Below are 1,283 nucleotides of genomic sequence, written 5' to 3' on the forward strand. Positions count from 1 at the left end.
GGCGGAAGGCGCGTCGCGTCTGGCGGGCTGGCTTGCGGCCCGGGAGCAGCTTGGGCGGGATGTATACGCCTTTGGTGGCGCGGCCACCGTGGATGACGATGAAGCGGCGCAATGGGAAGTGGACCGTATCGAGTTCCTGTGGGGCTGTCTGGCGGTCTTTGATGGCAACTGGGGCGTCATGCCGGTGGACGCGCCGTTTTACGCGCCGGTGCAGCTTGACCTGTTTTCGGTCGAGGATGCCCGCCAGCGTGTCCGCTCCTGCCTGGCGCGCGGGACGGAACGGGTGCCGCTGGCGCACATGCTGCCCGAGACCATGCGGGAAGCGCGGGAAGGGGACCGCCTGTCCACCGGCCAGCGGCGCTCGGCATGGAGCAGTACGTTCGTTGCCTGTCTGGAAATGGTGAAGCAGGGCGAGGCCCGTGCCTACCAGACCGCGCCCGAAAGCCCGCCGGAGTTCAGTGGCGTGCCCGATGGCGCGGCCTGAAACGGGGCGACCGACAGGGGCTGGCGCGGCTTCAACTGTATTTCCGCCCAGCCATTTCATATCTGTATGGCAACATAATTATAGACTTGAGATATGGTCGTGAACGGTCTCGGATTTTTTTACCTGTTTTTTTTAACACTTTGCTTGACTAGGATTTTTTTTTGATCAAGCTGGACGAAACTTTTTTTTTAGTGCCCTGTCGGGCAGCGGGAAAGCAGGCGTCCCGCAGGCTGTTTTTCATCTCGGTCGCATGGTCCGCGCGGCAGGCTGTTCACATCAGTCGTTTCGCATAAAATCGGGGTTGATTTCGAGGTGTTAATAATGTTTATGGATAAAACGTGATGAATGAATGGCTTGGTCTGTCATGGCAGTGTAAATCCGGTGCATACGCACCGGAATATGCACGGCCAGAGAGCGCTGTGGTCGTGTTTTCCTGTTCCGCCAGGGGAAGCGGGCGCCGCGCCATGGGGCCAGGCCGGGGAGAGAAAGGCGGATCGCATCAGTCGTTTCGTAGCAACTGGTCATACTCCCAAAGTAAACTTTAGTGAAATCAGAACATCCAGAATAATTTTGTAATAATCCTTCCTAAAAACTATGCCGTTCTGAGTGAGGTATGGGTATGACGTATGCGGAACAGAGTGACAATACACTACAGAAGGTAATAATTTTCGCCATTGTCCTTGTGTTCGAAGGGGCACTGGTCCTGGCTCTCCTGTATGGCCTGCACTCACCGCCGGAGGCGCCGAAAGCACCGCCACGCCCGCCGGTTCAGGTGCGGATGATAAAGGAACCGCCGCCG

Annotated in this window: 1 protein-coding gene and 1 pseudogene; one reads left to right on the plus strand and one right to left on the minus strand. The window is 57.5% G+C overall.

Annotated elements, in window-relative coordinates; genetic code table 11:
* Window positions 1-484 (plus strand): annotated as a pseudogene (locus JCM25156_RS16970) (hypothetical protein); the annotation flags it as partial.
* Window positions 485-1,005: 521 nt separating this feature from the next.
* On the opposite strand, the gene JCM25156_RS30245 reads toward JCM25156_RS16970, so the two are convergent.
* The coding region (locus tag JCM25156_RS30245) for a hypothetical protein (protein WP_206777874.1) at window positions 1,006-1,283 on the minus strand (278 nt) is incomplete at its 5' end.

The sequence above is a fragment of the Komagataeibacter kakiaceti JCM 25156 genome (assembly GCF_000613305.1).